Origin of the sequence: Actinocatenispora rupis (assembly GCF_016861975.1) — a bacterium.
Taxonomy (GTDB): Bacteria; Actinomycetota; Actinomycetes; order Mycobacteriales; family Micromonosporaceae; genus Actinocatenispora; species Actinocatenispora rupis.
Genome location: NZ_BOMB01000021.1, coordinates 70255 through 94952 on the forward strand (window position 1 = coordinate 70255; position 24698 = coordinate 94952).

Here is a 24698-nt window from a genome sequence, read left to right on the forward strand (position 1 = left end):
GCCGGGTCGGCGCCGTCAGCGGTTGGCGGCGATGACCCGGCGGAACCAGTCGTACGAGGACTTCGGGGTGCGGCGCTGCGTCGGGTAGTCGACGTGTACGAGGCCGAAGCGTTGCTGGTAGCCGGCGGACCATTCGAAGTTGTCGATCAGCGACCAGACGAAGTAGCCGCGGACGTCGGCGCCGCGGGCCCGGGCGGCGGCCACCGCGTCGAGGTGCCCGGCGAGGTACGCGATGCGGTCGTCGTCGTGGACTGTGCCGTCGGCGGCGACCGGGTCGGGGAAGCTGGCGCCGTTCTCGGTGACGTACACCGGGGGGAGGGCGTCGCCGTAGCGGGTGGCGAAGTCGTCGAGCAGGTCGGCCAGCCCGCCCGGTACGACCGGCCAGCCGAACCCGGTGCGCGGCACGTCGTCGTCGAACGCCGCGAACCCGAACGGGATCGCCGACAGCGCGCCGGCGAGTTCCGGCGGCACCTCGGTACCGACCGGGCTCGGCGCGCAGATCCGCGTGGGCTGGTAGTAGTTCACGCCGTAGAAGTCGAGCGGTGCGGCGATGGTGGCGAGCGCGTCGGCGTCGTGGGTGAGGTCGGCGAGCGCGTCGAAACCCGCCGGCAGTTCCGGGTACCGGCCGAGCAGCACGGGGTCGGCGAACAGCCGGTTGTGCAGCGTGTCGTACGCGGTGGCGGCGGCGAGGTCGGCGGGCCCGGTCGCGGCGCCGGCCGTCGCGGACGCCGGTACGACGGGGGTGTGGTTGTTGGCGATGCCGATCCGGCCGGTGACGCCGGCGGCGCGCAGCGCGCGGACCGCGAGGCCGTGGCCGACGAGCTGGTGGTGCGCGGTCGGCAGGGAGTCGAACATCAGCGCCTTGCCGGGCGCGTGCACGCCGGCGCCGTACCCGAGCATGGTGACCATGGCGGGCTCGTTCAGCGTGATCCACAGGGCGACGCGGTCGCCGAGCCGTTCGCCCAGCACCCCCGCGTACTCGGCGAACCGGTGCGCGGTGTCGGCGCTGAGCCAGCCGCCGGCGTCCTCGACGGGCTGCGGCAGGTCCCAGTGGTACAGGGTGAGCACGGGGGCGATGCCGTGCGCGCGCAGGTCGTCGACGAGCCGGTCGTAGAAGTCGAGGCCGGCGGGGTTGACGGGCCCGGACCCGGTCGGCAGTACGCGCGGCCACGCCACGGAGAACCGGTACGCGCCGACGCCGAGGTCGGCCATCAGCGCCACGTCCTCGGCGTACCGGTGGTAGTGGTCGCAGGCGACGGCGCCGGTGTCGCCGCGGTCGATCCGCCCCGGTTCGGCGCAGAACGTGTCCCACACGGACGGTCCGCGCCCGTCCGCGTCCACCGCGCCCTCGATCTGGTACGCGGAGGTCGACACGCCCCACAGGAAGTCGGCGGGGAACCCGTCCGGGAGTCGCTCGGTCATGTGTGGCACCTTCCCCGAGGCAACGCGAGAATCCTTCGCACTCTAGCCGCGACCCTCGCCCGTACTCCATCATCGCGCCGAATCCGCCGGCCCGGAGCCGGCCGTGACACGATGTGGGCAGTCGACGCGAAGGACGGTAGGCATGGCGGAGCCCGCCGGTACGACGGTGGTGTGGGGCCCCGCCCTGCTCGACTACGACTTCGGCGACCACCCGATGAACCCCGTCCGGGTCGAGCTGACCATCGCGCTGGCCCGCGCCCTCGGCGTACTCGACCGTCCCGGTGTGCGCATCGTGGAGCCGCGCTCCGCGGACGACGCGACGCTGCTGACCGTGCACACCCCCGAGTACCTGTCGGCGGTGCAGGTGGCGCCGAGCGATCCGGGCTTCACCGGGTTCGGGCTCAACACCACCGACGACCCGGTCTTCAGCCACATGCACGAGGCGAGCGCGCTGATCGTCGGCGCCAGCGTGGCGGCGGCGGAGGCGGTCTGGTCCGGCGCGAGCCTGCGCGCGGTCAACGTGGCCGGCGGCCTGCACCACGCGATGCCCGACCGGGCCAGCGGCTTCTGCGTGTACAACGACCCGGCGATCGCGATCCGCCGGCTGCTGGACCGCGGCGCCGACCGCATCGCGTACGTGGACCTCGACGTACATCACGGCGACGGCGTCCAGCACGTCTTCTACGACGACCCGCGGGTCCTGACGATCAGCCTGCACGAGACGCCGTACGCGCTGTTCCCCGGCACCGGGTTCCCCGGCGAGACGGGCGGTCCGGACGCCACCGGCACCGCGATCAACGTGCCGCTCCCGCCCGGTACGGGGGACGCGGGGTGGCTGCGCGCGTTCCACGCCGTCGTGCCGGGCGCGGTACGGGCGTTCAAGCCGGACCTGCTGGTCACGCAGTGCGGCGCCGACGCGCACCGGTCCGACCCGCTGGCCGACCTGCGGCTGTCCGTGGACTGCCAGCGCACCGCGTACCTGGCGGTCCGGGGCCTGGCCGACGCGGTGTGCGGCGGCCGCTGGGTCGCGTACGGCGGCGGTGGGTACGCGGTGGTCGAGGTCGTACCGCGGGCGTGGACGCACCTGCTGGCGGTCGCCACCGGCGAGCCGATCGACCCGGACACGGCGACGCCGGCGGAGTGGCGGGCGCTGGCGCAGGCACGCGTGCCGGGGTCGTACCCGCCGGTGCGGATGACGGACTTCCCGGGCGGCGCGCGCCTGGTACTCGACCACACCCCGTGGGAGCCGACCGGCGAACCGGACGCCGTGGACCGCGCGATCCTGGCGACCCGCCGCGCCGTCTTCCCGCTGCTCGGCCTCGACCCGTACGACCCGAGGGACTGACATGGGCGCGGCCTCGGATCCCGCCGACCGGCGTGCCGCGCCCGGGTACCCGGGGCACCGGGCCGCGGACGTGGTGCTGTCCGACGGCGGCACCGTGCACCTGCGCCCGATCCGGCCCGCGGACGCCCCGCGGATCGTGGCGATGCACTCGCGCTTCTCCGAGCGCACCCGCTACCTGCGCTACTTCTCGCCGTACCCGCGGATCCCGGAGCGGGACCTGCGCCGCTTCACCGAGGTCGACCACCACGACCGGGAGGCGTTCGTCGCCGAACTGGCGGGCGAGCTGATCGCCGTCGGCCGCTTCGACCGCATCGACCCGGACTCGGCGGAGGTCGCGTTCGTGGTGGAGGACGCGCACCAGCGGCGCGGCCTCGGTTCGGTACTGCTGGAGCACCTGACGGCGGCGGCCCGCGAGGAGCACATCGCCCGCTTCGTCGCCGAGGTACTCCCGGAGAACGGCACGATGCTGCGCGTCTTCTCCGACGCCGGGTACACCGTCGACCGGTCGTACGCGGACGGGGTGGTGCATCTGACGTTCGAGATCGCGCCGACCGAACGCTCGGTCGAGGTGGCGCGGGACCGGGAGCAGCGCACCGAGGCCGCGTCGATCGCGCGGCTGCTCGCGCCCCGGTCGGTGGCGGTGGTCGGCGCGAGCACCCGCCCCGGCACGATCGGCCACACCCTGCTGCGCAACCTGCGGGAGGGCGGTTTCCCCGGCGCCGTCTACCCGATCCACCCGACCGCGAAGACGGTCCGGGGCCTCACCGCGTACCCGTCGGTGGCGGACGTGCCGGGGCCGGTGGACCTGGCGCTGGTGGCCGTACCGGCCGAGGCGGTGTCGGAGGTGGTGGCGGACAGCGCGCGCGCCGGCGTACACGGGCTGGTGATCGTGTCGGCGGGGTTCGGCGAGCTGGGCGCGGAGGGGCTGGCCCGGCAGCGTGCCCTGACCGGCACGGCCCGCGCGTACGGGATGCGGGTGGTGGGGCCGAACTGTCTCGGCATCGCCAACACCGCCCCCGCCGTACGGCTGAACGCGACGCTCGCGCCGACGCTGCCCGATCCCGGCCGCGCGGGGTTCTTCTGCCAGTCCGGCGCGCTCGGGGTGGCGCTGCTGGCCGAGGCGCACCGCCGCCGGCTCGGCCTGTCCAGCTTCGTGTCCGCCGGCAACCGCGCCGACGTCTCCGGCAACGACCTCCTCCAGTACTGGCTGGACGACCCGGCCACCGACCTCGTCCTGCTGTACCTGGAGACGTTCGGCAACCCGCGCAAGTTCGCCCGGTTGGCGCGGCGGTTGGCGCGCCGCAAGCCGGTCGTGGCGGTCGCCGGCCGGGCCCGCCCGCCGTCGCTGGCCGGCGTCGGCCCGGCGCCGGACGAGCGCGCGGTCGAGGCGCTGTTCGCCCGGTCCGGCGTGATCCGGGTCGACACCGTGCCCGAACTGTTCGACGTCGGCGCGCTGCTCGCGCACCAGCCGCTGCCCGGTGGTACCCGGGTCGGCGTGGTCGGCAACTCCACCGCCCTCGGCGTACTCGCGGTCGAGGCGCTGTCCGCGGCCGACCTGTCCGTACCGGACGGGTATCCGGTGGACGTGGGGCCGTCGGCGACGTCCCGGCAGTTCGCGGCGGCGCTGCGCCGGGCGGTGCACGACGACGCGGTGGATGCGCTGGTCGCGGTGTTCGTACCGCCGCTGGCGGTGCCGAGCGCCGCGTACGCCGCGGTGCTGGTGGACGAGACCGTCGGCGGCGGCAAGCCGGTGGTCGCCACGTTCGTCGCCGGCGACGCGAGCCCCGGCGACCCGCCCAACGCCCGCCTGGTACGCCCGGGCCCGGACGGCGCGCCCGGCCCCGGCACCGTCCCGTCGTACGACTCGGTCGAGGAGGCGGTGCGCGCGCTGGCCCGCGTCACCCGGTACGCCGAGTGGCGGCGGCGCCCCGCCGGCCGCGTCCCCGTACTGTCCGATGTGGACAGTGAGCGGGCCCGTACGCTGGTCGCGGCCGCACCCGGGGACGCCACCCTGGTCGACGCGGACGCCGCGCCGATCCTTGCCGCGTACGGGATCCGGGTGGAGGCGTCGGTGCGCGCCGTCGACGCCCGCGCCGCCGTCGACGCCGCCGAGTCTCTCGGCTACCCGGTCGCGATGAAGGTCGCCGAGGGCCCGCTGCGGCACCGCCTCGACCTCGGCGGCGTACGACTCGACCTGGCCGACGCCGACGACGTCCGCCGCGCGTACGCGGACATGGCGGGGCGGTTCGGCGGGACGCTGCCGGTGGTGGTGCAGCCGATGCGCCCGCCCGGCGTCGCCTGCGTGGTCGACCTGGTGGAGGACCCGGCGTTCGGCCCGGTCGTCGGCTTCGGCCTCGCCGGCGTCGCCACCGAACTCTTCGGCGACCACGCCTGGCGGGCCGCGCCGCTGTCCGTCGCCGACGCCGAGGCTCTCGTCCGGGCGCCGCTCGCCGCGCCGCTGCTGCTCGGCGAGACGCCCCGCGCCGGCGACCCGGCACCCGTCGCCGCCGCGCCCGCCGACACCGCCGCCCTCGCCGACCTGCTCGTACGGGTCGGGCTGCTCGCCGACGAACAGCCCGAGATCCGCGCCGTCCAGCTCAACCCGGTACTCGCCGGCCCGCGTGGCGTCGCCGTGCTGCACGCCTCCGTACACCGGGGGCAGCCCGGGTCGCGGCTCGACTCCGGCCCGCGCCGGCTGCGCTGACCCTGGACACGACACGGCCCCGACGTCGTACGCCGGGGCCGCGGTCGGTTCACGTCAGGACACGTACTCCTGGAGTAGCACGGCGTTCTCCGGCTCGCGCAGCTTGATCAGGGTGTGCTTCTCGATCTGCCGGATCCGCTCCCGCGACAGCCCGAACTCCAGGCCCACCTCGTCGAGGGTGCGCTGCCGCCCGTCGTCCAGCCCGTACCGCAGGCGGATGACGGTGCGCTCGCGGTCGGAGAGCCGGTCCATCACCCGCTCCACGGTGTGCCGCAACAGCCCGAACGAGACGGTGTCGTCGCCCTCGTGCCGGTCCTCGGTACGGCAGAGGAAGTCGGCGAGGGTGCTCTCGCCGTCGTCGCCGACGGTCTGGTCGAGGCTCACCGGCTCCCGGTCGTACGACGCGAGCTCCAGGACCTGGAACGGCGTGACGCCCAGCTCGGCGGCGATCTCCTCGTGGCTCGGCTCCCGGCCGAGGGTCGCGGTCAGCTCGCGGCGGGTGCGGACCATCCGGTTGACCTGCTCGACCATGTGCACCGGGATGCGGATCGTGCGCGCCTGGTCGGCCATCGCCCGGGTGATCGCCTGCCGGATCCACCACGTCGCGTACGTCGAGAACTTGAAGCCCTTGGTGTAGTCGAACTTCTCCGCGGCGCGGATGAGCCCGAGGTTGCCCTCCTGGATCAGGTCGAGGAACGGCATCCCCCGCCCCGTGTACCGCTTGGCGATGGAGACGACGAGCCGCAGGTTGGCGGACAGGATCCGCTTCTTGGCGGCGTGGCCCTCCTCGGCGACGGTGGCGAGGTCGCCGCGCAGCGCGGGGTCGGTGATCGCGGTGTCGAGCAGCTTCTCCTCGGCGAACAGGCCGGCCTCGATCTGCTTGGCCAGCTCTACCTCCTCGGCGGCGGTCAGCAGCCGGGTGCGTCCGATGCCGTTCAGATAGGCCCGGACCAGGTCCGCGGACGTGCCGCGGTCGGTGTCGGTGTCTCGCCCGGCGCTGTCCCAGATCGTCGCGGTCTCGTCGACCAGCGGTAGGGCCACCGTCTTCGCCTCCCCGTATTCGACGGGGTCGCGAGCCGCCCATATCAGGCACAAGGCTCGATGTGCGACACGCGGCCCCAAGAATGCCTCGTTCTGCCCTCAAGGGTCGCGGTACGCGCGTGAAACCCTGGTGAGGCCGATGTGAGATCGGTGTGAAGTGGCCACTCCGGCCCGGTGCCCGCGGATCTTTCTACGGTGCGTAGAATGAGTACCGTGGTACGACGGAAGGGGTACGCGAATGGCTCGGCTCGGTGAGCTGGAGCGGGCGGTCATGGAGGTGCTGTGGTCCGCGCCGGAGTCGGTAACGGCGCGCGACATCGTCACGGCGCTGCCCGATCGTGACCTGGCCGCCACGACGGTGCTCACCGTGCTGTCCCGGTTGGAGCGCAAGGACCTGGTCGCGCGCGACCGCGACGGCCGGGCCCACCGGTACCGGCCGACCGCGAGCCGGGAGGAGCACGCCGCGGCCCTGATGCGCGAGGCGCTGGACACCGCGGAGGACCGCAGCGCGGCGCTGGCGAGCTTCGCCAGCCAGGTCAGCCCGGGTGAGGCGGCGGCGCTGGCGGGTGCCCTGGCCGAGGCGGTCAGACGGCGTACCGGGGGCGGATGAGGATGCGGGCGGGCAGGGCGCCGGACGACCGGAGTACCGGGGGCGGATGACGATGGTGGTGACCGCGGTGACGCTGGCGCTGCTGGCCGTCGTACTGCTGGGCCCGGTGTCGCACCTGCTGCCCCGGGCCGGCTGGGCGGTGGCCGAGCCGCGCGCCACGCTGGTGCTGTGGCAGGCGATCGGCCTGTCCGCCGGGCTGGCCGCGCTGGGCGCGGTCGCCGCGGTCGCCGTGGCGCCGCTGTCCGACACGCTGTTCGGCGCGCTGCGACGGTTCGCGGAGCGGTTCGTCGCGGGGGAGCCGACCGGCGGGCTCGGGCCGCTGCACACCGTCCTGCTCATGGTCGCCGTCGTACTCGGGGCCCGGCTGCTGGGCGTGCTCGCCCTGTCCGCGTGGCGTACGGTGCGGGCCCGCGGTCGGCACCGGCGGATGGTGGACCTGATCGGTACGCCGCTGACCGCGGACCGCGACGGGCTGGTGCTCGACCACCCGGCGCCCGCGGCGTACTGCCTGCCCGGCGGGACGCCGCGGGTCGTGCTGACCTCCGGCGCGCTGGAGCTGTTCGACGACGCGGAGCTGGCCGCCGTCCTGGCGCACGAGCGCGCGCACCTGGCCGAGCGCCACGACCTGGTCGTACTGCCGTTCGCGGCGTGGTCGGCCGCGCTGCCCTGGCTGCCGACCGTACGGCGCTCGCGGGCGGCGGTGGACGGGCTGGTGGAGATGGTCGCCGACGACCGCGCCTGCCTGCACGCCGACCGTACGGTGCTGGCCTGCGCGCTGGCGCGGTTCGGGACCGCGGGCGTACCGGCGGGTGCGCTGGCGGCGACCGGCACCGGCAGCGTGCTGACCCGGGTACACCGGCTGCTGGACCCGCCGCCGCGCTCGCCCCGCCTGCGGTACGCGCTGGTCACGGTCGCCGTCACGCTGCTCGCCCTGCCGACCGCGGCGCTGCTGTTGTCCGGCGTTTGACGACATGTCGGGCCACGGCGTGGATACCGTCTGAGTCGACGCCCCCCGCGTTCGACCGCACGACGGGGGGCCGACATGCCGGTACTGGCGGCGGATCTGAAGATCAACTGGGCGCAGATGCCCACGTACAACACGATCATGGCGGTGGCGGCGGGCGCCGGGCTCCTGCTGGTCGTGTCCCTCGGGTACCTGCTGGTGCGGGGGCGGCGGGTGACGCCGGACGGCTGGGCGCTGGCGTTCGGGGTGCTGGGTCTCGTCCTGACGCTGACCGGCCTGCACATGACGCTGACCTGGCCCCTCGCCGCCGGCGGGTTCCCGTTCGACAACGTGATCTTCGGCGAGCCGGCGCTGGCGTTCGGGGTGCTGATGCTGGCGGCGGCGCTGTGGCTGTGGAAGCGCGGCGCCGTACTCGCCAAGGAACGCATCGCCGACGACGACGTGGCCGGGACGGTCGGCCGGGTGTCCGGTCCGGTGTCGCTGTTCGTGTTCGGGATGGGGCTGGCGTGCTTCGGCATCGCCGCCGCCGGCTGGCGGTACACGCTGTTCGCCGCGCCGCCACAGGAGCCGATCTCCGGTCAGTTCGCGTCGCACCCACTGGTCGAGGCCACCTTCATGTCCCTCCTGTACGTGGGGGTCGGTGGCGGCGCGGTGCTGTTCCCGTTCGCGCTGCGGTGGCGGAACCGGCTGGTGGTGGGGCTGACCGGACTCGCCTGGGGGCTGTCCGGACTGGGGTTCCTCGTGTTCGGCGCGCTGAACTACTTCACCCACATCGGGCTGATCGTCAACACGATGTGATCAGCCGTCTTCCAGCAGGATCGTGCACGGGCCGACGTTGGTGGAGTGCACCAGCATGTGCGCCTGGAACTTCCCGGTCTCGACGGTCGCGCCCAGCTCCCGCAGCGCCGTCACGTACGACTCGACGAGCGGTTCGGCGACCTCGGCCGGGGCCGCCTGGTTCCACGACGGGCGGCGACCGCGGCGGGTGTCCGCGTACAAGGTGAACTGGCTGACGACGAGCACGGGTGCGGCGAGGTCGGCGGCGGACCGTTCGCCGTCCATGATCCGCAGCCGGTACGCCTTCGCCGCGAGCCGCGCCGCCACCTCGGGCGTGTCCGTGTGCGTGACCCCGAGCAGTACGAGCAGCCCGTCGGTGATCTCGCCGACGGTCACGTCGTCGACGGTGACGCTGGCCCGGCTGACGGTCTGTACCACCGCGCGCACGCGATCAACCCCTCTCGGCTGGTGTCGAAACGACCTCCGCGGCGCGGAGCGCGTCGGCCGGTTTCGCGGTGGCCTCCGCGGTGGGGAGTGCGTCGGCCGGGACCAGGATGCCGCGTTCGACGAGGCCGGCGACGACCGGCAGGGCCGCGTCGTACACGGCGGTGTCGTCGAGGCCGTGGGCGGCGGCGAGCAGGCCGAGCACGTCGCCGAGCGGCAGGGCGCCGGAGCAGCCGGCCACCACGGCGGCGACCAGCTCGTCGGTCTCCTCCACCCAGCGGGCGCCCGCGGACAGCGCGAACCGCCGGGTGTGCACCGCCCAGCCGTCCGGGCCGAGGGCCGACTCGGCATGCAGCGCAAGGGAATCCGCCGCCCGCAGCCGGGTCGACAGCAGTGCCGGGCCCGGGTGCGCGCGCAGGAAGTCCTGCCGCGCGAACCATTCCGGTACGAGGCCGCCGATCGGGTCGGTCGGCTGCCGCAGGTCCTCGATCCGTACGGTCGGGACCGCGTGCCCGCCGGCGCGCAGCGTCACGATGCCGAAGCCGACCGCCGCGACACCCTCCGCGTCGAACCAGTCCAGCCAGTCGCCCGCCGCCGCGTCGCCACCGCCCGCGCCCGCCGTACTGTCCGCCAGCCACATCCGCACGTACTCCGCCGGCGTGCTCACCTCGCGCTGCACGATCCACGCGTCCAGCCCCGTACCGGCGAGGAAGCCGGCGAGCCGGTCCACCCAGTCGCCGTCCGCCGGGTGGATCCAGTTCGCGAGGAACTGCGCGTACCCGCCGTCGGTCAGCAGGCCGGGCATCGCCGCGACCAGCTCCGCGCAGACCGCGTCCCCCGCCCGCCCCGAGTCCCGGTACGTGAAGTGGTCCCGGCTCGTCGGCCCCACGATGAACGGCGGGTTGCTCACCACCAGGTCGAAGCGCCGGCCCGCGACCGGACCGACCAGGTCGCCGGCGAGCAGTTCCCAGTCCTGGCCGGACAGCGCCGCCGTCGTCGCCGCGTACCGCAGGGCGCGGGTGCTGAGGTCGGTGGCGGTGACCCGGCCGGCGTGCCGCGACAGGTGCAGCGCCTGCACCCCGCAGCCGGTACCGAGGTCCAGAGCCGTGCCCACCGGTACCCGGGTGGTGGCGAGCGCGAGCGTGGTGGACGCCCCGCCGACCCCGAGTACGTGGTCGGCGGGGAGCGGGCCGCGCAGCGTCGCCGGCAGGTCCGCGACCGTCCACCAGGTGTCGCCCGGCTCCGACGCGTCCACGTCGCCGTACGGGTGGATCTCGACGCCGGCGCGCAGCCCGTCGCCGTCCGGTACGAGGAGGCCGGCGGCGAGCGCGTCGGACACGTCCACCTGACCGAACGCGGTGGCGACCGCGGCGGCCGGCTCGGTCGAACCGGCCAGGAACAGCCGGGCCAGCGTCGCCTGCGGGTCGTCGCCGGTCAGCCAACGGCGCACCAGCGGAGCCTCACCGGCCCGTACGGCGGCGGCGGTGCGCGCGTCCATCCGCGCCGACAGCTCCGGCCCCGTGTACCCGGCGGCGAAGAGCGCGTCACGGAGCCGGCGTACCCCGTCGGAGCCCAGCAGCGGTTCGATCACCGTGCCATCGTCGCGCGTGCCCCCACCCGTGGCCGGCCCGGGGTACCGGTGGGAGGATCGGGGTGTACCCCAGCGAATCGAGGCACCCGTGAAGCGCACCACCGGTCGCCCGGTGCTGATCACCGACGCGGAGAAGAGCCAGGACGCGCAGCTGCACAGCCGCGAGATCCGGTACGCGGTGATGATGGGGATCCGGGTGGTGTGTCTGGTCGCGGGCGCGCTCCTGGCGTACGCGCGGGTGCCGCTGTGGGGCGTCTGGTCCGGCCTGTGTGTCGTCGGCATGGTGCTGCTGCCGTGGATGGCCGTGATCATCGCGAACGACCGGCTGCCGCGCCAGGAGCACACGCTCCGCCACCGGTTGCACCGGCAGACCCCGGAACCGCCGGCCGAGCCCCCCGCGCTGCCCACCGCCGCGGACCGCACCCTCGACCAGGAACCGTAACCACCGCACGGCTCCCGCCGCCGCGCCAACGCCGACCGTGACCCGTGGCGTACCGCCGGGCCGGGTCAGCGAGGGCGGGCGCCGAGGGTGGCGACGGCGCGGGCGCCGAGCGTCGCGCCGGCCCGGAGCGAGGCGGCCGGGTCCGCGCCGGACAGTTCCGCGGCGAGCAGCCCGGCGGCGAACGCGTCGCCCGCGCCGGTCGGATCCACCGCCTCGACGGCGACGGCCGGTACGCGGACCAGATCGTCGGCGGTGGCGCGGACCGCGCCGTCCGGGCCGAGTTTCACCACGACGGACCGGGCCAGCGCGGTGAGGGCGCGGGCGGCGTCGGCCGGGTCGGCGGCGGGGTCGCCGACGAGTACGCGGGCCTCGTCGAGGTTGGCGAACAGCAGATCGGTACCGCGCAGCCAGTCGGCGGCGGCGTCGCCGGCGGCGCGCAGCGGGCCGGCGGACGCGGCGTCGATGCTGGTGGTCAGCCCGGCGTCGCGCGCGGCGGCGAGGGCGGCCAGCGCCGCGGGCCGGGAACCCTCGTCGAACAGCGGGTACGCGGAGAGGTGCAGGTGCCGCGCGCCGGCGTCCCGTACGGCGGCGGTGACGTGGGCGGGGGACAGCAGGTGGTTGGCGCCGCGGTCGCAGAGCATGGTGCGGTCGGCCGGGTCGCTGAGGACGACGATCGCGCCGGTGTTGCCGGCGACCCGTTCGACCGCGCAGTCGACGCCGGCGGCGGTCAGCTCGGCGAGCCGGGCGGCCCCCGCGTCGTCCGTACCGACGGCGCCGATGAGCGTCACCGGCGTACCGGTGGTGGCGAGCCAGGCGGCCGTGTTCGCGGCGGAGCCGCCGGCGGACAACCCGATCCGTACGGCGGTGTCGGTGCCGAGGGCGAGGCCACCGGACAGCGGGGCGGGGAGTACCGCGAGGATGTCGGTGGCGATGTCGCCGACCACCAGCACCCGGCCGGTGGGGTCAGTGCGCATCGGTGCGGGCGACGGCGATGCGCGCGGCGAGGTCCGCGTTGCGCAGGATGATCCGTACGTTGACCGCGAGGCTCTCCCCGCCGGTGTGCTCGTGCATGTACGACAGCAGGTACGGCGTGACGTCGTGCCCGGTGACGCCGTCGGCGGCCATCCCGGCGAGCGCGTCGCGCAGTACCCGGTCGTGCAGCTCGGGGTCGATCTGCTGGTCGGCCGGCAACGGGTTCGCCACCAGCACCCCACCCTCCTGTACGCCGTGGCCGGCGCGCGCGGCGAGCACTGCGGCGATCTGCTCGGGCGAGTCGACCTGCCAGTCCAGCCCGTACCCGGAGTCGGTCAGGTAGAAGCCGGGGAAGCGGGTCGTGCGGTAGCCGAGCACGGTGACGCCGAGCGTCTCCAACCGTTCGAGCGTGGCGGGCACGTCGAGGATCGACTTCACGCCGGCGCACACCACGCAGATCGGCGTACGTGACAGGGCGGTGAGGTCGGCCGACTCGTCCCACGAGTCGCGCGCCGCCCGGTGCACGCCGCCGAGGCCGCCGGTGGCGAACACGCCGATGCCCGCGCGTACCGCGATGGCGGAGGTGGCGGCGACCGTGGTGGCGCCGTCGACGCCGGCCGCCGCCGCGGGCGCCAGGTCGCGTACGGACAGCTTCACGACGCCGTCGGCGTTCGCCAGGCGTTCCAGGGCCGCGTCGTCCAGCCCGACGGTGATCCGGCCGGCGAGCATCCCGATCGTGGCCGGCACGGCGCCCGCCGCGCGTACCGTCGCCTCGATCTCGCGCGCCACCCGCAGGTTGTCCGGCTGCGGCAGGCCGTGCGAGATGATCGTGCTCTCCAGCGCCACCACCGGCCGTCCGTCGGCCAGCGCCGCCGCCACCTCGTCACCCAAGCTGATCTCGTACGTCACGCCGTCACGGTACGGCGGGCACCTGTCCGGCGTGCCGTCAGGCGCTCGTACTGTGCGCGTGGGCATTGGCAGCCGCCCCGGCGTACCTGCGACACTGGGGGCCAGGTAGGCGGAGCCGAGGCGCGTCACGCGCCCGGAGGGAGGCATACGTGAGCACGCTCACCGAACCCGAGGTCCGGCCCCGGGACAGCGACACCGACGACGGCCCGGACATGTTCCACTACGTGAAGAAGGAGAAGATCGCCGAGAGCGCGGTGATGGGCACGTTCGTGCGCGCGCTGTGCGGCGAGACGTTCCCCGTCACGAAGGCGGCGAAGCCGGGCTCCCCGGTCTGCCCGCGCTGCAAGGAGATCTACGAGTCGATGTCGGCCTGAGCCTGGTCCCGGTCCGGTTCGGCGGCGCGCTCCCGGCGCGGTCCCGAGCCGTCCGTTCCGGCCTCCTCCGGCATGTCGGCGGCGTCGTTCCGGCGCCGCTTCGTCATGTCCGGCGTACCCGAGGCGCCGTTCCGGCGCCGCTCCGTACCGTCCGGGGCGTGCATGGTGCCGTCCTCGACAGAGGAGGCCGCGGCGCTGCTCGGCCTGGCGCGGGTGCCCGGCGCGTCGGCGGCGCCGTCCTCGTGGCGTGTCGCGCCGTCCGCGTCCCCGGGGTTCGCCGCCGCCGGCTCCGGCAGCTCGGCCGTCTTCTCGTCGGTACGCCGGCTGCGGACCCGGGTCGCCGTCTCGCGCAGCCACTCGCCGGCCCGCGCCCGGGTGCCCCGCGGCCACCGCTCCTCCAGCGCCGCGTTGAACTCCGCCCCCAGCAGTACGGCGAAGGCCAGCGCGTAGAAGTACATCAGGGTCAGGATCGGGGCGGCGAGCGTCGAGTACACGCGCAGGTTGGTGGCGATGGCCGTGAAGTAGACCTGCAACCCGTACGACAGGCCCAGGAAGAGGATCAGCGCCACCGCCGCGCCGGGGAACGCCCGCCGCCAGCGCAGCCGTACCGGCGTGGCGAGGTGGTAGAAGGTGCTGATCCCGGTGAACACGACGATGCCGAGGACCGGCCAGTACAGGCCGTGCACGATGGTCGAGATGACCCGGTGCCAGCTGCCGGAGAACAGCCTGTCGAGCGCGCCCGGCCCGAACACCACCGCCGGCAGCACGACCACCCCGGCCGCCACCGTGAACAGGTACAACCGGAGCGCGACGAGCCGGCTGCGGACCGCGCCGCGCAGGTCGCGCTGGCCGTACGCGATGGTGATGGTGTTGACGAACGTCGCGGTCGCGGACGAACCGGACCACAGGGCGATGATCGTGCCGATCCCAATCACGTCGGTACGGTTCTGGTCCAGGATCTGGCTCACCACCGGCGCCACGACCTGGTCGATCACCCGCGGCGTCAGCACCTTGCCGGCGGTGTCCAGCGCCCAGTCGCGGATCTGGTCCACGGCGTCCGGCCCGATCCACCGCGCCGCGTACCCCAGCGTGCCGAGCAGCGCGATCAGCAGCGACGGCAACGACAGCAGCTGCCAGAACGCCGATTCGGCCGACATGCCGAGGATGCGGTCGTGCCACGCCTTCGCCAGCGTGCGCCGGCTCACCGAGAGCGCGGCACGCACGCCCGAGACCACCCGGCGACCACGATGACGTGACATCCCCACCACCGGCCCGACCGGGGCATCATCGGGCGCTGCATGCGAGGCCATGAGCAGAACGGTACGTGCTGCCCCCTTCCAGTGTGCGCCAGGTACCACCGCGGCGGGGTGTCTCGGCCGTCCCGCCCGACCGGCCGCTAGTCTGATTGACGGCCCTCGCCCGACCCCGGCGCCGACCACGGCGGACCGGCCCAGGCGGGGGTGTCGTGTGCCCAGGCGTCCGCCTCGTCCACCTCACCGCCCGTCACGCGGCGCACCACACCACGTACGTCGAAGGGGGAGTGCCGTGCCCGTCAGACCGTCGCCCGATGCCGCGCCCCCGTTGCGCGCATGGCAACGCAAGGCCCTGGTCGAGTACCTGCGGAGGCGCAGCGACGACTTCCTCGCGGTCGCCACGCCCGGCGCCGGCAAGACCACGTTCGCGCTGCGTATCGCCGCCGAACTGCTCGCCGACGGCACCGTCGACTCGGTCACCGTGGTCGCGCCGACCGAGCACCTGAAGACGCAGTGGGCGCAGGCCGCCGCCCGGGTCGGAATCCAGCTCGACGCGAACTTCCGCAACTCCGACGTGCACACGTCCGCCGACTTCCACGGCGTCGCCATCACGTACGCGCAGGTCGGAATGGACCCGGGCGTGCACAGGCGGCGCGTCATGACCCGGTCCAGCCTGGTCGTCCTCGACGAGGTGCACCACGCCGGCGACGCGAAGACCTGGGGCGACGGCGTGCGCACCGCGTTCGGTCCGGCGGTCCGGCGGCTGGCGCTGACCGGCACGCCGTTCCGGTCCGACGACAACCCCATCCCCTTCGTCCGGTACGAGCGCGGCGGCGACGGCCTGCTGCGCTCCGCCGCCGACAGCACGTACGGCTACTCCGACGCGCTCGCCGACGGCGTCGTCCGCCCCGTCATGTTCCTCGCGTACTCCGGCGAGGCGCGCTGGCGCACCAGCGCCGGCGACGAGCTCGCCGTACGGCTCGGTGAGCCGCTGACCAAGGACCTCACCGCACAGGCGTGGCGTACCGCGCTGGACCCGCGGGGCGAGTGGATGCCGCAGGTGCTGCGCGCCGCCGACAACCGGCTCCGCGTCCTGCGCGCCGGGGGCATGACCGACGCCGGCGGCCTCGTCATCGCCACCGACCAGAACGCCGCCCGGTCGTACGCGAAGCTGCTGCACACCATCACCGGCGAGGCGCCCACCGTCGTCCTGTCCGACGACGACGGGGCGAGCGCGCGGATCGCCGAGTTCGCCGAGTCCGACGCGCGCTGGCTCATCGCCGTACGGATGGTCTCCGAGGGCGTCGACATCCCGCGCCTCGCCGTCGGCGTGTACGCCACCAGCGCGTCCACGCCGCTGTTCTTCGCCCAGGCCATCGGCCGGTTCGTCCGGGCCCGCCGCCCCGGCGAGACCGCCAACGTCTTCCTGCCCTCCGTCACCCCCCTCCTCGAACTCGCCAGCGCCATGGAAGCCGAACGCGACCACGTGCTCGGCGCGCCCAAGAAGGACGGCTGGGACGACGACGCGCTCGCCGAAGCCCAGCGCGCCGAGGACGCCGCCGGCGAACTCGAACGCGGCGTCGAACACCTCTCCGCCACCGCCGAACTCGACCAGGTCATCTACGACGGCACCTCGTTCGGCACCCCCATCGCCGCCGGTACTCCCGAGGAGGAGGAGTTCCTCGGCCTGCCCGGCCTGCTCACCCCCGACCAGGTGCAGACCCTGCTGTCCAAGCGCCAGGCCGAACAGCTCGCCCGGCAGAAGTCCCACTCGCCGAGCACCCCGCCGCCGCCGTCCGGACCCAACCGGGACATGACCACCGCCGAACGCCGGGTCACGCTGCGCCGCCAGCTCAACGCGCTCGTCGGCGCCGAGCACAACCGTACGGGCAAGCCGCACGGCCAGATCCACGCCGCACTCCGCCGCTCCTGCGGCGGCCCGCCGAGCGCCCAGGCCACCGTCGAACAGCTCGAAGAGCGCATAGCCACCATCCAGTCGTGGTAGCTGGCGCTGCGCCGCACCTGGGACGTCCGCTCGCGGCGTTGTCGTCGGGCCCGAGTGCTTGACGCACACGGACCCTCCTCCGCCTTGCGAGCGAACGCCCCAGGCACGGCTCGCTCCCGTCCCCACACATCACCGTGGAACCCGACCGAATCAGGGAAAACCCAGCCGGCCTCGGGCGCCCTCAGGCCGAGCGTGGGTCAGACGCGGCGTGGCAACCCCGGGGCCGGTGTCGTGGGGAAACCCGGCGGGGTATTGGAGGGCTTCCGGCCGATCCGGGTAACCGAACCCGACGGGGCGTGGGGCAGCAACCCGACGGGGCGTGGGGCAGCGTTGATCGCGTCGGGTGGGGGCTTTCGCCGGTTACGGGGTGGGCTCCGGTTCCGCTACGGGCGAACAAACGGAGGGGCCGGATACGGCGGAACGCCCCGACGGGGGTCGGGGCGTTCCGGATCGGTTATGGGGTTTGTCTGGTCTAGTTCTCGCTCATCAGCTGGGTGCCGCGCCAGGTCAGCTCCGGATCGACGGAGACATCCGTGGCGATCTTGACGAGCTGTTCGGCGTACTTGTTGGCGTGGTGGCCACAGAAGACCAGGTCACCGCCGCCCGCTACGGCAACGCGGAGCTTCGCCGCCGCGCTGCACCGGTCGCACTGCTCGCCTGCGGCCGGCGGCACCGCCGCTTCCGACGGCGGGGTCAGGGTCGGGGTCATACGCCTCCTCCTCTGCTCGTCACCGTGCTGCCGCGGATGCCCGACCGGCTGCCAGGCACTCTGTGCTGCACTGTCGTTGCTTCACACCATGCTCCAACACGGAAGCCAGCGACATCGTTCCCCGCCTCGCGGTGAAGGATCAATGTCACAGCCGACCGTGCCGCCAGACTGCCATGCCGGAGCGGTCTCCGTCGACTCCAACATCATCACAACCGGCCCGACCTGGTGCCGCCCGTGCTCGGGCACCCGGGCAGGTGAGCTGGCCGGGCGATGTCAGTCGAGGTAGTCCCGGAGGACCTGGGACCGGGACGGGTGCCGCAGCTTGGACATCGTCTTCGACTCGATCTGCCGGATGCGCTCGCGGGTCACCCCGTACACCTGGCCGATCTCGTCGAGCGTGCGCGGCTGGCCGTCGGTCAGCCCGAACCGCAGCCGTACGACGCCGGCCTCCCGCTCGGACAGCGTCTGGAGTACCTGCTGCAACTGGTCCTGGAGCAGGGAGAACGACACCGCGTCGACGGCGACGACGGCCTCGGAGTCCTCGATGAAGTCGCCGAGCTGGCTGTCGCCCTCGTCGCCGATGGTCTGGTCGAGCGAGATCGGCTCCCGCGCGTACTGCTGGATCTCCATGACCTTTTCGGGGGAGATGTCCATCTCCTTGGCCAACTCCTCCGGAGTCGGCTCGCGCCCGAGGTCCTGCAGCAGCTCACGCTGTATCCGGCCGAGCTTGTTGATCACCTCGACCATGTGCACCGGGATGCGGATCGTACGTGCCTGGTCGGCCATCGCCCGGGTGATCGCCTGCCGGATCCACCACGTCGCGTACGTCGAGAACTTGTAGCCCTTGGTGTAGTCGAACTTCTCGACCGCCCGGATCAGGCCGAGGTTGCCCTCCTGGATCAGGTCGAGGAACGCCATGCCGCGCCCCGTGTACCGCTTGGCGAGGCTCACCACGAGCCGCAGGTTCGCCTCCAGCAGGTGGTTCTTCGCGCGCTCGCCGTCGCGGTTCACCCAGCGCAGGTCGCGCAGCATCTGCGTGGCGATCTCCTGGATGCCGTCCTCGTTCTCGCGCAACCGCTCCGCCGCGTACAGCCCGGCCTCGATGCGCTTGGCGAGCTCGACCTCCTGCTCGGCGTTCAGCAGCGGGACCTTGCCGATCTGCTTCAGGTACGCCCGGACGGAGTCCGCGGAGGCCGTCAGCTCGGCGTCCTTACGGGCCTGCCGCAGCGCCTCGGAGTCCTCGTCGTCCCAGTCGAAGTCGGCGGCGCCGGGCTCGCCCTCGCCCTCCTCGCCGTCCTTCGCGGCCGCCTTGCCGTTCGCCGGCTTCCCGTTCGCGGTCGCGGTCTTGCCGTTCGCCGACCTGGTCGCCTTCTTCGCCGGGGCCTTCTTCGCAGCCCGTTTCGCGGCGGTCTTCGCAGCGGTGCCCGACTCGGGCTCCGGCGTGGCCGACTCGTCCGTGATGTCCGGCTCCGCGGGCGGCTTCGCCTTGCGCGCCGCGGCCTTGGCCGGTTTCGCCCGTGCCGGCACCTTCGCCGTACTGGCGCGCGAGGCCGGCGTGGTGGACCTGGCGGGACTCGTCGGCGGCGAGGGTGGCGTCGGTTCGTGCCCTTCCCACCCGGGGCCGGTGGCGTGGTGTGCGTCTGTCACGAACGACCTTCCCGAGGCGACGAGAATGCCCGGCCGGACCGGTCGGCACGACCGGGCACTGCGGTGCCCACGGCGTTGCGGGGCGTCACACGTGGGACAGGCGTGAATTGTAACGCTCGCCGGCCCGGTTCATCCTGTCCGCGCGACGGGGGCTGCCCCCGGTACGCCGCCGACCTGCCGATACGGTCGCATTCGGCAGTCTCGGCCGCGGACGGTCCGCGGCCTGCGGCGCCGCGCCCGCGTACCGCGGAGCGTGGGCCGCGAGTACCGGGAGGTGTCCGTGCCGGCGGATCCGCAAGAACTGCTCGACCTCGCGATCGACCTGACGGCCCGCGCCGGCCGGCTGGTCCGGCAGACCCGCGAGGAGGCGATCACCGAGGTCGACACCAAGAGCAGCTCCACCGACGTCGTGACGGCGGCGGACAAGGCGGCGGAGAAGCTCGTCGTGGACGGGCTGCTCGCCGCCCGCCCCGGCGACGCGGTACTCGGCGAGGAGAGCGGCAGCCACGACGCGCCGTCCGCCGAGGTGCGCTGGATCCTCGACCCCATCGACGGCACCGTCAACTACCTGTACGGGCTGCCCGCGTACGCGGTGTCGCTGGCGGCCGAGGTGGCCGGCGAGGTCGTCGCCGGGGTGGTGCGCAACCCGGTCAGCGGCGAGGTGTACACGGCGGTCCGGGGGCGCGGGGCGTACCGGGACGGCGTGCGGCTGACCGGGCCCCGGCGTACGGCGCTGGAACAGGCCCTCGTGGCCACCGGCTTCGCGTACGACCGGCAGCGGCGGGCACGGCAGGCCGCCGTACTGGCCGGGCTGCTGCCCCGGGTGCGGGACATCCGGCGGATCGGGGCCGCGGCGCTCGACCTGTGCTTCGCCGCCGAGGGCCGCCTGGACGCGTACTACGAGCGCGGCATCCAGCCGTGGGACCACGCCGCCGGAGCCCTCGTGGCGACCGAGGCGGGCCTGCGGGTCGGCGGCCTGCGCGGCGCACCGGCCGGCCGGGAGCTGGTCCTCGCGGCGCGGCCCGAGCTGTTCGACACCCTGCACGACCTGCTGGTCGAGCTGGGCATCGACGAGGTCTGAGAGGGCGTCGACGGGGTCTGATCAGCAGGTGCCGGGCGGCGGCGACGGCACACCGAGGGCGATCTCGGCCTGCTTCACCTCGGTGGGCCCGAGCACCTGGGTGAAGCCCTCGCCCAGCACCAGGTCGACGGTGTCGTCGTCCCGGTTCGGGTCGTACGCGGGCTTGGCACCCTGCACGTACGCCCGGACGAGCTGGGCGGCGCCCACCGCCTTGCGGCCGAACCGTACCTGTGCCGTGTCGTGCACCACGGCGCCGGTCGGGTCCTGCTTCACGGACTTGATCTTGAAGCCGACGCCGCGCATGCTCTTCGCGGTCGACTGGGCCAGCCCGGACCGGTCGGTGGAGTTGTAGACGTTGAGCGTGACGTCCTTCTCCTTGGGCACCGCCGTCGCGGCCGGCTTCGCGCCGGCCGCGCAGGTGCGCCCGCCGCTCGCCCGGGTGCCCTGGTCGTCGGAGACGAGCGTCCACACGACGACCACGGCCGCGGCGATCAGCAGCACGCCCACGATCGCGAGCGCCCGCACCCTGGACAGACTCATACCCGGTCCCATCGGGTGTGCACCCACACAAGCGACATCTGCGGCCTCCCCAGGGCGACGTGAACCGTCACCGCGCCATCCCCCGTACCCCCGAATGGCCCGCCGAGTCCTCCTCGCACGCGCCCTGCGGAGAGGTTAGCGTGTGCGGTCCGGTCGTACGCGTACCTGTCCGGCGCGGCGGACACCGTCGGGCCACTGGACACCTTAGTGTGTCGCCTCGATCACATCGGGAACAACGGACGGAGGCAGGACGTACATCAGTCCGAGAAGGAAGGTAAGGTTCCCGGCCCGGCGGGGTCGTTTCCTTCCAACGGGCTTCTGGGGAGGACCGAACGACCGGTCGCTCGTATCCGTGGGGGGAAGCGGGTGCGGTACGGGACTGCAACCGGTCCGCGCGGCGTTACACCGGGCGCAAGACAGAAAAACGGGAGAGTGAATACCGATGGCCACCGACTACGACGCCCCTCGGCGTGACGAGGTCGAACTGGGGGAGGACAGCCTCGAGGAGCTCAAGGCGCGTCGCACCGACGCGCAGTCGGGCAGCGTCGACGTGGACGAGACGGAGGTCGCAGAGGCCTTCGAACTGCCCGGCGCCGACCTCGCCGACGAGGAGCTGACCGTCAAGGTCCTGCCGATGCAGCAGGACGAGTTCCGCTGCTCGCGCTGCTTCCTGGTGCACCACCGCAGCCAGCTCGCCGCGCAGAAGGGCAACGAGCTGATCTGCCGGGAGTGCGCAGCCTGACGACCGACCGGCACCGGGGCCCGGCCCCGGTTCCCGGTCCGGCGTCGCCCGGTCCGCGACCGCTGGTACGTCCTGGTGCCCCGGTCGGATGCTGATCCGCATCCGGCCGGGGCACCATGGTGAGGGCGGCACGTCGGACGGAGGGACACATCGTGGCCAAGCGCACGAAGGGGGCGGACCACGCCGCACCCGACCCTTCCGTACCACCGGAGGGCGGTGCGGCGGGACGCGACCCCGCGTCCGTACCGGGCACGGGGCCGGTTGGCGACCCCGCAGACCCCGTCGACGACGGGCCGGCGGACGTGATCGACGGTGAGGTGCTCTCCGGCGAGCTGCTGTCGCGTGACGGCGGCCCGGTGGCGTCCGACGACCTCAGTCGTACGGTCGCGCGGCTGACCGAGGAGACGCTGGAGCCGGCCGAACGGCGCCGACTGCTGGGGCGTCTGGCCGGCCAGGCCGGGCGTACGGGATGGCGGTTGATGTCCCGGCCGCGCGGGGTGCTCCGGTGGATCACCGACGCCGTGATGGACGCCGCGCCGCACATCCCGATCCGGGACCTGGAGACGCTGCGCCGGCACTACCACGGGCTCGACGGCGACGCGCTGGCCGAGCGCCTGATCCGCAACGCGTCCCGGGTGACCGCGACGATCGGCGCCGCCGGTGGCGGGCTGAGCGCGATCGAGTGGGCCACCCCGCCGACCCTGCTGACCGCGCCGGTGCTGCTGTCCGCCGAGACGGTCGCCGTGGTCGCGGTCGAGATCAAGCTGCTCGGCGAGCTGCACGAGGTGTACCGGATGCCGGTGCGCGGCAACGCGACGCAGCGGGCCGCCGCGCTGGTGAGTTCGTGGGCGGGGCGTCGCGGGGTCAGCCTGACCACCGCCGGCCGCGGCCTGACCGCGTCGCTCGGCCTGGCCGCCCGGCGCGAGCTGCGCGACAAGCTGCTGCGCCGGTTCGGCCGCAACCTGACCACGCTGGGGCCGCTGCTGACCGGTGCCGCCGTCGGCGCCGAGCTGAACCGCCGGGCCACCCGCGCCGTCGGCCAGGAGATCCGCGCCGACCTGGCCCGGATCGCCCGCCAGCAGCTGCGCCAGCCGCCGCCCGGCATGCCAGTCCCGCCGCCGCAGCAGCCGTACCCGGGGGGCGTGCCGTACCCGGGGCCGCCGCCGTACCCGCCGCAGCAGCCGCCGCCGGGGCAGCCGTACCCGCCGTCGGGGCGGCCCGGTCCGTACCCGCCGCAGGGGCCGTATCCGCCGCCGCCCGGTCCGTACCCGGGGCCGCCGCGTCGGGGGCGCTGACCTGCCGGGGTCAGGCGGGCTGGTCGGCGGTGGCGCGCAGCGCGGCGACGAGCCGGTCCGGGTGGCGTGAGCTGAGGATCCAGTACGGGGTGGGGTCGTCGGGGTCGGCCAGCTCGACCCGCACCGCGCCGGCGATCCACGGCCGCTGCACCACGAACGCGAGCGGGTGCGCGTCGACGCCGAGCAGCCGCCGCTTGTCCGCTGCCGTCAGCTCGCGTACGTCCGCGACGACCGCGCGCGGCAGCCGGGCGTCGTCGACGAGCAGCTCGTCGGCGGTGACGGTGAGGCGAATCCGGCCGGCCCACCACAGCCCGCCGGCGGTCAGCGCGAGCACCACCACGTACGCCGGCCAGGCCGGGAACGTGCTCAGCGGCCCGTCGAACAGCGCGGCCAGCAGGACCCCGATGACCAGCCCGACCGGCCAGAACCACCAGGGCACCGCGTACCGTTCCGTGTACCGCCGGGGAGTGCTGTCATGCGTCACGCAAGCGAGCGTACGGGAGGGTCGGTCGTGGATGCCGAGGTCGCGGCGTCGGGGACGGTGGAGGTGCTGGTCCGCCGGCTGGACGACGGGCTGCCCGAGCCGTGCTACGCGCACCCCGGTGACGCGGGCGCCGACCTGGTCGCCGCCGAGGACGTCGAGCTCGCCCCGGGTACGCGGACGCTGGTCCGGACGGGCGTCGCGATCGCCCTCCCGGACGGGTACGTGGGGCTGGTGCACCCGCGTTCGGGGCTCGCGGCCCGGCTGGGTGTGACGGTGCTCAACGCACCGGGTACGGTCGACGCCGGTTACCGCGGAGAGATTCTGGTCAACCTGGTCAATCACGACCCGGACCGGCCGGCCAGGATCAGCCGGGGCGACCGCATCGCGCAGCTCGTCGTGCAACGGGTGGAACGGGCCCGGTTCCATGTGGTGGCCGAGCTGCCCGAGTCCCGCCGGGGCGCCGGCGGGCACGGTTCGACCGGCGGTTTCACCGTTCCGGCCGGGCTGATCGAGACGACGACGCTGGAGGGTTAGTGAGCCTGTTCCGACGGCGCAGGTCCGCGGAGGATTCCGCCGACCTGGCCGACGACGCCGAGCCCACCGTGGCCGACGACGCCGACGAGCCGGACGACGCCGAGGAGTCGGACGCGGCGGACGACGCCGCGGACGTCGACGACACCGACGACGCCGATGATTCCGACGAGGACGACGACGAGGCCGGCGAGCGGGCCGAGGCCGGGCCGTACGACGTGGACGACGCGCCGGACGACGACCTGGAGCGGCTCGACCTGGGCAGCCTGAAGATCCCGGCGATGCCCGGTGTCGAGGTGCAGATCCAGGCGAACGAGCAGGGCGAGATCGCCGCCGTGGCGCTGATCGCGGGCAACAGCGCGGTACAGGTCGGTGCGTTCGCGGCGCCGCGTACCGAGGGCATCTGGGACGAGGTGCGCGCCGAGCTGCGTACCGGTCTGACGGCCGAGGGCGGCAAGGTCCGCGAGGAGTCCGGGCCGTACGGGAGGGAGCTGGCGGGGCGCATCGCCACCCCCGACGGCCCGCAGGACGTGCGGTTCGTGGGCATCGACGGGCCGCGCTGGTTCGTCCGGGCGGTGTTCCACGGTGCGGTCGCGACCGACCGGTCCGCCGCGCCGCAGCTGATCGAGTGCCTGGAGAACATGCTGGTCGAGCGCGGCAAGGAGGCCATGCCGGTCCGGGAGCCGCTGCCGTTGCAGCTGCCGCCGGAGGCCGTCGCGCAGCAGCAGGCCGAGGCGGGGGACGCCGACGGCACGGACGGCTCGCAGGTCGACGGCGGGCGGTAGCCGGGTGCCTCCGCATACCGGGCCCGGTCAC

At 74.0% G+C, this 24698-nt stretch carries 22 protein-coding genes and 2 pseudogenes; 13 read left to right on the plus strand and 11 right to left on the minus strand.

From position 1 onward, the window contains the following. Positions 1-15: 15 nt before the first annotated feature. On the minus strand, positions 16-1422 hold the full coding sequence (locus Aru02nite_RS18285; protein ID WP_203659140.1) for a GH1 family beta-glucosidase: 1407 nt from the start codon (positions 1420-1422) through the stop codon (positions 16-18). Positions 1423-1564: 142 nt separating this feature from the next. On the opposite strand from Aru02nite_RS18285, the gene Aru02nite_RS18290 reads away from it, so the two are divergent. Next, the gene (locus Aru02nite_RS18290; protein ID WP_203659143.1) at positions 1565-2767 is read left to right on the plus strand and encodes an acetoin utilization protein AcuC; all 1203 of its coding nucleotides are present in this window, start codon (positions 1565-1567) and stop codon (positions 2765-2767) included. A gap of 1 nt (position 2768) precedes the next feature. Continuing rightward, positions 2769-5471, plus strand: coding sequence for a bifunctional acetate--CoA ligase family protein/GNAT family N-acetyltransferase (locus Aru02nite_RS18295; RefSeq protein WP_203659145.1), 2703 nt, complete (start codon positions 2769-2771; stop codon positions 5469-5471). Positions 5472-5525: 54 nt separating this feature from the next. Here the strand turns inward: Aru02nite_RS18295 and sigB are convergent, their stop codons facing one another. Then, positions 5526-6512, minus strand: coding sequence for an RNA polymerase sigma factor SigB (sigB, locus tag Aru02nite_RS18300; RefSeq protein WP_203659148.1), 987 nt, complete (start codon positions 6510-6512; stop codon positions 5526-5528). A gap of 238 nt (positions 6513-6750) precedes the next feature. Here sigB and Aru02nite_RS18305 point away from each other — a divergent pair, with 238 nt between their 5' ends. From Aru02nite_RS18305 to Aru02nite_RS18315, 3 genes are all read left to right on the plus strand, one after another. Next, positions 6751-7122, plus strand: coding sequence for a BlaI/MecI/CopY family transcriptional regulator (locus tag Aru02nite_RS18305; RefSeq protein ID WP_203659151.1), 372 nt, complete (start codon positions 6751-6753; stop codon positions 7120-7122). A gap of 46 nt (positions 7123-7168) precedes the next feature. Next, a complete protein-coding gene (locus Aru02nite_RS18310; protein ID WP_203659154.1) occupies positions 7169-8089 on the plus strand; it encodes a M56 family metallopeptidase in 921 nt (306 codons plus the stop codon). Between the two features lie 75 nt (positions 8090-8164). After that, positions 8165-8884, plus strand: a complete 720-nt coding sequence (locus Aru02nite_RS18315; RefSeq protein ID WP_203659157.1) for a DUF981 family protein — start codon at positions 8165-8167, stop codon at positions 8882-8884. On the opposite strand, the gene dtd is transcribed toward Aru02nite_RS18315, so the two are convergent. Continuing rightward, positions 8885-9310, minus strand: coding sequence for a D-aminoacyl-tRNA deacylase (dtd, locus tag Aru02nite_RS18320; RefSeq protein WP_203659160.1), 426 nt, complete (start codon positions 9308-9310; stop codon positions 8885-8887). A gap of 4 nt (positions 9311-9314) precedes the next feature. Beyond that, entirely contained in the window at positions 9315-10898 is a 1584-nt protein-coding gene (locus Aru02nite_RS18325) for a DUF7782 domain-containing protein (protein ID WP_239076771.1), read from the minus strand. A gap of 88 nt (positions 10899-10986) precedes the next feature. On the opposite strand from Aru02nite_RS18325, the gene Aru02nite_RS18330 reads away from it, so the two are divergent. After that, the gene (locus Aru02nite_RS18330) at positions 10987-11340 is read left to right on the plus strand and encodes a DUF3099 domain-containing protein (protein ID WP_203659163.1); all 354 of its coding nucleotides are present in this window, start codon (positions 10987-10989) and stop codon (positions 11338-11340) included. Between the two features lie 65 nt (positions 11341-11405). Here the strand turns inward: Aru02nite_RS18330 and Aru02nite_RS18335 are convergent, their stop codons facing one another. Then, the gene (locus Aru02nite_RS18335) at positions 11406-12314 is read right to left on the minus strand and encodes a carbohydrate kinase family protein (protein ID WP_203659166.1); all 909 of its coding nucleotides are present in this window, start codon (positions 12312-12314) and stop codon (positions 11406-11408) included. Next, positions 12304-13221 (minus strand): pseudouridine-5'-phosphate glycosidase, encoded by a 918-nt coding sequence (locus Aru02nite_RS18340; protein ID WP_239076772.1) that lies wholly within the window; start codon positions 13219-13221, stop codon positions 12304-12306. The genes Aru02nite_RS18335 and Aru02nite_RS18340 overlap by 11 nt, the downstream gene beginning before the upstream one ends. A gap of 149 nt (positions 13222-13370) precedes the next feature. Here Aru02nite_RS18340 and Aru02nite_RS18345 point away from each other — a divergent pair, with 149 nt between their 5' ends. Then, positions 13371-13595, plus strand: a complete 225-nt coding sequence (locus Aru02nite_RS18345) for a DUF3039 domain-containing protein (RefSeq protein ID WP_203659172.1) — start codon at positions 13371-13373, stop codon at positions 13593-13595. Here the strand turns inward: Aru02nite_RS18345 and Aru02nite_RS18350 are convergent. Next, positions 13574-14818: a YihY/virulence factor BrkB family protein gene (locus Aru02nite_RS18350; protein ID WP_203659176.1), complete on the minus strand. Its 1245-nt coding sequence runs from the start codon at positions 14816-14818 to the stop codon at positions 13574-13576. The genes Aru02nite_RS18345 and Aru02nite_RS18350 overlap by 22 nt on opposite strands. Positions 14819-15140: 322 nt before the next feature. Here Aru02nite_RS18350 and Aru02nite_RS18355 point away from each other — a divergent pair, with 322 nt between their 5' ends. Then, positions 15141-16853, plus strand: a complete 1713-nt coding sequence (locus Aru02nite_RS18355; RefSeq protein ID WP_239076773.1) for a DEAD/DEAH box helicase — start codon at positions 15141-15143, stop codon at positions 16851-16853. Between the two features lie 472 nt (positions 16854-17325). Here Aru02nite_RS18355 and Aru02nite_RS18360 read toward each other — a convergent pair whose 3' ends face one another. Together Aru02nite_RS18360 and Aru02nite_RS18365 are read right to left on the minus strand one after the other, a co-directional pair. Then, positions 17326-17562 (minus strand): DUF7455 domain-containing protein, encoded by a 237-nt coding sequence (locus Aru02nite_RS18360; protein ID WP_203659182.1) that lies wholly within the window; start codon positions 17560-17562, stop codon positions 17326-17328. A gap of 273 nt (positions 17563-17835) precedes the next feature. Then, positions 17836-19173, minus strand: a pseudogene (locus tag Aru02nite_RS18365) (RNA polymerase sigma factor); the annotation flags it as partial. A gap of 316 nt (positions 19174-19489) precedes the next feature. On the opposite strand from Aru02nite_RS18365, the gene Aru02nite_RS18370 reads away from it, so the two are divergent. Continuing rightward, complete coding sequence (locus Aru02nite_RS18370) at positions 19490-20290, plus strand: inositol monophosphatase family protein (RefSeq protein WP_203659189.1); 801 nt, start codon at positions 19490-19492, stop codon at positions 20288-20290. Positions 20291-20311: 21 nt separating this feature from the next. On the opposite strand, the gene Aru02nite_RS18375 is transcribed toward Aru02nite_RS18370, so the two are convergent. Further along, positions 20312-20830 carry a LytR C-terminal domain-containing protein gene (locus tag Aru02nite_RS18375; protein ID WP_203659192.1) on the minus strand — a complete coding sequence of 173 codons (519 nt, stop codon included), beginning with the start codon at positions 20828-20830 and terminating at the stop codon, positions 20312-20314. Between the two features lie 442 nt (positions 20831-21272). Here Aru02nite_RS18375 and Aru02nite_RS18380 point away from each other — a divergent pair, with 442 nt between their 5' ends. Further along, the gene (locus tag Aru02nite_RS18380; RefSeq protein WP_203659195.1) at positions 21273-21572 is read left to right on the plus strand and encodes a DUF4193 domain-containing protein; all 300 of its coding nucleotides are present in this window, start codon (positions 21273-21275) and stop codon (positions 21570-21572) included. 317 nt (positions 21573-21889) lie between these two features. Beyond that, positions 21890-22666: pseudogene (locus Aru02nite_RS18385) on the plus strand (hypothetical protein); the annotation flags it as partial. A 211-nt stretch (positions 22667-22877) separates the two neighbouring features. Here Aru02nite_RS18385 and Aru02nite_RS18390 read toward each other — a convergent pair. Continuing rightward, positions 22878-23351, minus strand: a complete 474-nt coding sequence (locus tag Aru02nite_RS18390) for a DUF3093 domain-containing protein (protein ID WP_203659198.1) — start codon at positions 23349-23351, stop codon at positions 22878-22880. 27 nt (positions 23352-23378) lie between these two features. On the opposite strand from Aru02nite_RS18390, the gene dut reads away from it, so the two are divergent. Then, positions 23379-23885, plus strand: coding sequence for a dUTP diphosphatase (dut, locus tag Aru02nite_RS18395; RefSeq protein WP_239076774.1), 507 nt, complete (start codon positions 23379-23381; stop codon positions 23883-23885). Beyond that, positions 23885-24667, plus strand: a complete 783-nt coding sequence (locus Aru02nite_RS18400; protein ID WP_203659204.1) for a DUF3710 domain-containing protein — start codon at positions 23885-23887, stop codon at positions 24665-24667. Before dut ends, Aru02nite_RS18400 begins: the two co-directional genes overlap by 1 nt. Positions 24668-24698 lie beyond the last annotated feature (31 nt).